The sequence below is a fragment of the Paracidovorax sp. MALMAid1276 genome (assembly GCF_049198005.1).
Taxonomy (GTDB): Bacteria; Pseudomonadota; Gammaproteobacteria; order Burkholderiales; family Burkholderiaceae_C; genus Acidovorax.
On record NZ_JBMIRS010000102.1, the window covers coordinates 1 to 5,051 of the forward strand.

Below are 5,051 nucleotides of genomic sequence, written 5' to 3' on the forward strand. Positions count from 1 at the left end.
AGGTGCGCAGCCTGGCCGGGCGCAGCGCGGCCGCCGCCAAGGAGATCAAGGGCCTGATCGGCACCAGCGTGGAGCGCGTGGAGCGCGGAACCGCGCTGGTGGACAAAGCCGGCACGACCATGGCCGAGGTGGTGGCCGCCATCGGCCGCGTGACCGACATCATGGGCGAGATCAGCGCGGCCAGCTCCGAGCAGAGCCAGGGCGTGAGCCAGGTGGGCGAAGCCATCACGCAGATGGACCAGACCACGCAGCAGAACGCAGCGCTGGTGGAGCAAAGTGCCGCAGCGGCCGACAGCTTGAAAACCCAGGCCGGCCAGCTGGTGCAGGCAGTCGCGGTGTTCCGCGTGCCGGACGCCTCCGCGCGGGCACCCGATGCGCCGATGCTCTCAAATAGAGAGCTGCCAGCGCTTGCCAGTTCTTGATTTCAGAGCCTTTTTCTTCGAAACCAAGGCGCATCAAGCGCTACCCGCTCTCAATGTGAGAGCAAATCCTTCAGCGAGTCCACAAACCCGTCCGCATCCACGGCCCGCACGGGTTGGCCGTGGTTGTAGCCATAGGTCACCAGCACCACGGGGCACCCGGCCGCACGCGCCGCCTGCGCGTCGTTGCTCGAATCACCCACCATCAGCGTGCGCGCCGGGGCCGTGCCCAGGGCCTCACAGGTCTTGAGCAGGGGCAGCGGGTCGGGCTTCTTGCGCTCGAAGGCGTCGCCGCCGAACACCACGGAGAAGAAGCTGCCCAGGCCCTTGGCCTTGAGCAGCGGCAGCGCGAATGCCGTGGGCTTGTTGGTGAGGCAGGCCAGGCGCAGACCGGCCGCCTGCAGCGCCTGCAACCCCTGCAACACACCGGGGTACACCTGCGCACACTGACCATTGATGGCGAGGTAGTGCGCCTGGTAGCGGTCCCAGGCGGCTGGGTACAACGCCTCGACCTGATCCGCATCGGCCGGCCGGCCCGGCGATGCCAGCACATGGGCCAGCACGGAGCGCAGCAGATGCTCCGAGCCCTTGCCGACCATGGCCTCGATCCGCTGCGCGCCGATGGCCGGCAGCGCCAGATCGACGAGCATGCGGTTGAGGGCCTCGGCAAAATCCCCGAGCGTGTCCACCATGGTTCCGTCGAGGTCCACAATGGCGGCGTCCAGGCGGGTCGGGTCTATCGGAAGGAAGTTCACGAGTGCGTCGAGGAGTTTGCGAAGACCCCGGATCGTAAGGCTTGGCGCCTCAGGAGCTTACCGCTCGCGTTATCTGTCGGGCAGGCCGGGCCCCTCCCAAAATGCGTCCAAGCGGCCTTTCACCTCGGGCTCCATGGACTCTCGCCCTGTGACCAGGGCCGAATCCAAGGCGGTGTGGGCGGCCGAGGTCGGGAGCTCTCGGCCCAGGATCTTGATCGTCTCTGCCGCTATCGACTGCGCGTGTCCGGCGTTCTGCATCAGGTTGGCCATCGCGGTATCGGCGGTGACATGCGCCTCCCTGGGATGCCAGCAGTCATAGTCGGTCACCATCGCCAGCGTGGCATAGGCCATCTGCGCCTCCCGCGCCAGTTTCGCCTCCGGCATGTTGGTCATGCCGATCACACTGGCGCCCATGCTTCGGTACCAATGAGACTCGGCCATGGTGGAAAACTGTGGACCTTCGATACAGACATAGGTCCCGCCCTTGTGCAGGCGCACCCTGTCGCCCAGCCCGGCGCCCTCCACCGACCGCGCAAGGACTGCGGAGAGGTTCGCGCAGATGGGCTGCGCCAGGGACACGTGCGCCACGGCGCCAGCGCCGAAGAACGTGCTCTCCCTGCGCTTGGTCAAATCGATGAACTGGTCCGGCAGGACCATGTCGAGTGGACGCAGCTCCTCGCGCAGGGATCCCACTGCGGAAAAGGAAACCAGGTACCGCACGCCCAGTTGCCGCATCGCATGGACATTGGCCCTGTAGGGCACTTCGGATGGGATCAGGCGATGGCCCCGGCCGTGCCTGGCCAAGAAGGCCACTGAAATCCCATGCACCTTGCCGGTGACCAGGGCATCGGAGGGCCTGCCATAGGGCGTCTCCAGATCATGCTCCTCGACATCCTGCAGGGCCTCCATGTGGTAAAGGCCACTCCCGCCAATGATCCCTATGAGGGCACGTGTCATGTTGAATCTCCAGGTGGTTGTATGAATGCAGACGACAGGGGTCTGTCGTATTAACGGCCGCATCCATTACAGCGTGACGGCCAGCGGTGTAAGAGCCAGGCGGTGTCGTCCGACCAATCGCCAAGGAACACCCCTTGCAGGAGCGCCAAGTGCCGAAGCCGAATGTCCTGGCGAATTCTCCGCCCCGCATCACCACCACAATGCATCGATTTTCCGCAGGAAAGCGGCCCGCCACCTGCGAAACTCACGGCGCGACTGCCGACATGACCACTCTCGCGTTCAACTTTCAAAGCAGGCGCCGTCATTCCATGGGCGCCCTCCTCCCCGGTCCCCGTGCCCGCAACAGCGACGCATCAAGGGATGGGCCCCATTGCGTCGCCTCCCCGGTGGCGTTGACCACCGCGCGTTGCCTGGGCCCGGTCCGCAATGGCCGGGGGCGCTTGGCTGCACCCTGCAGCGTTCCGGCGAGTCGTGCGGCCACCGATCACCAGGGCACGGAGGCACTGGAGCACAAAGGGAGCGCCCGGATACCCTCCCGTCCATTGGCGAGGAGGCTCCGGCGGCTCCCGCGCATCACATCCCTGCGGCCCAGGATCTCGCCCTTCATTCCCGCCCATGGGTCGGCCCCGCCATGACAAGGCTTGTCTTGGTCGGCGGTGGACACGCGCACCTGTCCGTTCTGGAGGCTCTGGCTGCACGACGCCCCCAGGGGGTCGATGTGACGCTGATCACTCCGTCGCCGCAACTGAACTATTCCGGGATGCTGCCCGGCTGGATCTCAGGCCATTATCCGCAGGCAGCCTGCCAGATCGACTTGAGACCCTTGGTGTCGGCTGCCAAGGGCCAACTTGTTGTCGACAGCGTGGTGGGCATGGACGCCGCCCGGCGCTGCGTTGGCCTCTCCGATGGCAGACATGTGCACTACGACTGGCTTTCCATTGACGCAGGAAGCGAAACGGCAACCTCCTGGCTGGAAGCCCTGGGCGACAAGCTGCTGCCGGTCAAGCCTTTGGATCAGTTCTTCGCCCAGTGGCCTGAAAGGCTGGCCGAGGCGCAAGAGAAAGGCACCTTTCACCTCCTGGTGGTAGGGGGCGGCGCCGCAGGGGTCGAGATCGCACTGGCCACACGGCACGCCTTGCTGCAATCCGGGATCAACGCCACCGTGGAGCTGATCGCTTCCGACACGGGCATTTTGCAAGGACACCATCGGCGCGTGCAGGATCGCGTGCTCGCTCACGCCCGACGTGTGGGCTTGAACGTGCATTTCCAGCGGGCGGTCGGCACGGAAGAAGGCGTTCTGCTCGCAGACGGCCGGGTAATGGCTGCTGACGTGGTGATCGCCGCCACCGGGGCGCGGGCCCCGGTGTGGCTGCAATTGTCCCAACTGTCGCTGGACGCCGGAGGCTACATCCTGGTGAACCAACATCACCGCAGTGTGTCCCACCCCAACGTGTTTGCGGCCGGAGATGTGTGCGCGCGGCCAGACACTCACCTGTCTCGCTCGGGTGTGCATGCCGTCCGCGCAGGCCCTGTGCTCGCCAGCAACTTGCTTGCCGTGCTGGAGAACGGTCCGCTCAGGACCTACACGCCAAAGTCCCGCTCCCTCTACCTGCTCGCATGCGGGCCACGCCATGCGATTGCATCTTGGGGCGCCTGGTCAGCCGAAGGTGGCTGGGTTTGGCACTGGAAAGACTGGATCGACCGGCGCTTCGTACGTCGCTTTGCGCCGCCCGCGCCCGCTCCCAACACCTCCACGCAGGAGAGGTCCCCTTGAGCGAAACAGGCTTGCAGGAGGAGAAACACGTGCCATCCGAACGCATGGGGATCCCTCTGATGGGCCAAGGAACAGCAAATCCACGTGGGATGCGGGAATTCCAGGGGGCGTGTACGGCCCACCCACCTTGTACCCTACTGAGTCGCCAGCTACGGCGCTGCCAGGAATGCATTGAACGAACAGGACGGACATGACGTTTGACAAGTTGAAGGCGGAGGGGATGGAGGCAGCCATCGGAGCGGCATCAATCACCGATCCAGAATTGCTGAAGGCTTTGCGCAGTCAGATGCTGAGGTTTGCGCACTTGCAGCTGGGCGACGAGCAATCCGCCGAGGATGCCGTGCAGGAGGCGCTGATCGGCGCACTGAAGAACGCTGCGTCCTTTCGTGGCCATGCCGCGCTGAAGACGTGGGTTTTTGCCATTCTCAAGAACAAGATCGCGGATTCACTGAGGCAAAAGAAACGGCTCGGCGAGGCCAGCGCACTGATGCAGGAGCGCGACGAGCAGGAAGACCTCCATGAGCTTTTCAATGCCCGGGGGTTCTGGGAGCCGGATGAACGGCCGGCAGCCTGGGGGAATCCGCAGGAAGCCCTGCACCAAGTCCAGTTCTGGAAGGTCTTCGAAGTCTGCCTGGAGGCCCTGCCTGGGCAACAGGCCCGCGTCTTCATGATGCGGGAATACATTGAGCTGGAGTCTGACGAAATCTGCGCTTCGGTCGGCATCTCGACGTCAAACCTGAACGTCATCATGCATCGTGCCCGGCTGCGGCTGCGGGAGTGTTTGGAAAACAATTGGCATCACTCCAAGGGACAACCATGTTGAACTGTCTATCGGCGACCCGACTGGTCTCGCAAGCGCAGGAACGCCGCCTGTCTGTGCCGGAAAAAATGGGGCTCAATGTGCACCTGATGATGTGTTCAAGCTGTCGGAATTTCAGCCACCAGATTTCATTCCTTCGCCAGGCCATGCGGGCATTTGCGCAGGGTGACAACGAGAAGGCCACGGATTGACCGCCATGCCCAACGCAAACACCTCGCGAGTCTTCACGACGCTTGACGGCGCAGCGAGGGCAAGGGCGGTGCATCCGCAGGTCGTCAGACACCCGCAGGAGTCTGTGGGGCACAAGGAGCATCGGCTGCAACGCA

The 5,051-nt window shown here is 64.3% G+C and carries 6 protein-coding genes; 4 read left to right on the plus strand and 2 right to left on the minus strand.

The window, feature by feature from the left end; translation table 11 throughout:
• On the plus strand, positions 1 to 422 hold a 422-nt coding region (locus ACOQFS_RS06850; RefSeq protein ID WP_421562153.1), incomplete at its 5' end, for a methyl-accepting chemotaxis protein.
• 50 nt (positions 423 to 472) lie between these two features.
• On the opposite strand, the gene gph is transcribed toward ACOQFS_RS06850, so the two are convergent.
• Positions 473 to 1,174, minus strand: coding sequence for a phosphoglycolate phosphatase (gene gph, locus ACOQFS_RS06855; protein WP_421562154.1), 702 nt, complete (start codon positions 1,172 to 1,174; stop codon positions 473 to 475).
• A gap of 69 nt (positions 1,175 to 1,243) precedes the next feature.
• Positions 1,244 to 2,131 carry an S-methyl-5'-thioadenosine phosphorylase gene (gene mtnP / locus ACOQFS_RS06860; protein ID WP_421562155.1) on the minus strand — a complete coding sequence of 296 codons (888 nt, stop codon included), beginning with the start codon at positions 2,129 to 2,131 and terminating at the stop codon, positions 1,244 to 1,246.
• A 631-nt stretch (positions 2,132 to 2,762) separates the two neighbouring features.
• Here mtnP and ACOQFS_RS06865 point away from each other — a divergent pair.
• From ACOQFS_RS06865 to ACOQFS_RS06875, 3 genes are all read left to right on the plus strand, one after another.
• Positions 2,763 to 3,905, plus strand: coding sequence for an FAD-dependent oxidoreductase (locus ACOQFS_RS06865; RefSeq protein WP_421562156.1), 1,143 nt, complete (start codon positions 2,763 to 2,765; stop codon positions 3,903 to 3,905).
• Positions 3,906 to 4,095: 190 nt separating this feature from the next.
• The gene (locus ACOQFS_RS06870; RefSeq protein ID WP_421562157.1) at positions 4,096 to 4,728 is read left to right on the plus strand and encodes an RNA polymerase factor sigma-70; all 633 of its coding nucleotides are present in this window, start codon (positions 4,096 to 4,098) and stop codon (positions 4,726 to 4,728) included.
• Positions 4,722 to 4,916, plus strand: a complete 195-nt coding sequence (locus ACOQFS_RS06875) for a hypothetical protein (RefSeq protein WP_421562158.1) — start codon at positions 4,722 to 4,724, stop codon at positions 4,914 to 4,916. Before ACOQFS_RS06870 ends, ACOQFS_RS06875 begins: the two co-directional genes overlap by 7 nt.
• The last annotated feature ends 135 nt before the right edge of the window (positions 4,917 to 5,051 follow it).

Bases quoted from the DNA above. Each gene is read 5' to 3' on its own strand.
- ACOQFS_RS06865 (WP_421562156.1), top strand. From the start codon at position 2,763: ATGACAAGGCTTGTCTTGGTCGGCGGTGGACACGCGCACCTGTCCGTT.
- ACOQFS_RS06875 (WP_421562158.1), top strand. From the start codon at position 4,722: ATGTTGAACTGTCTATCGGCGACCCGACTGGTCTCGCAAGCGCAGGAA.
- mtnP (WP_421562155.1), bottom strand. From the start codon at position 2,131: ATGACACGTGCCCTCATAGGGATCATTGGCGGGAGTGGCCTTTACCAC.
- ACOQFS_RS06870 (WP_421562157.1), top strand. From the start codon at position 4,096: ATGACGTTTGACAAGTTGAAGGCGGAGGGGATGGAGGCAGCCATCGGA.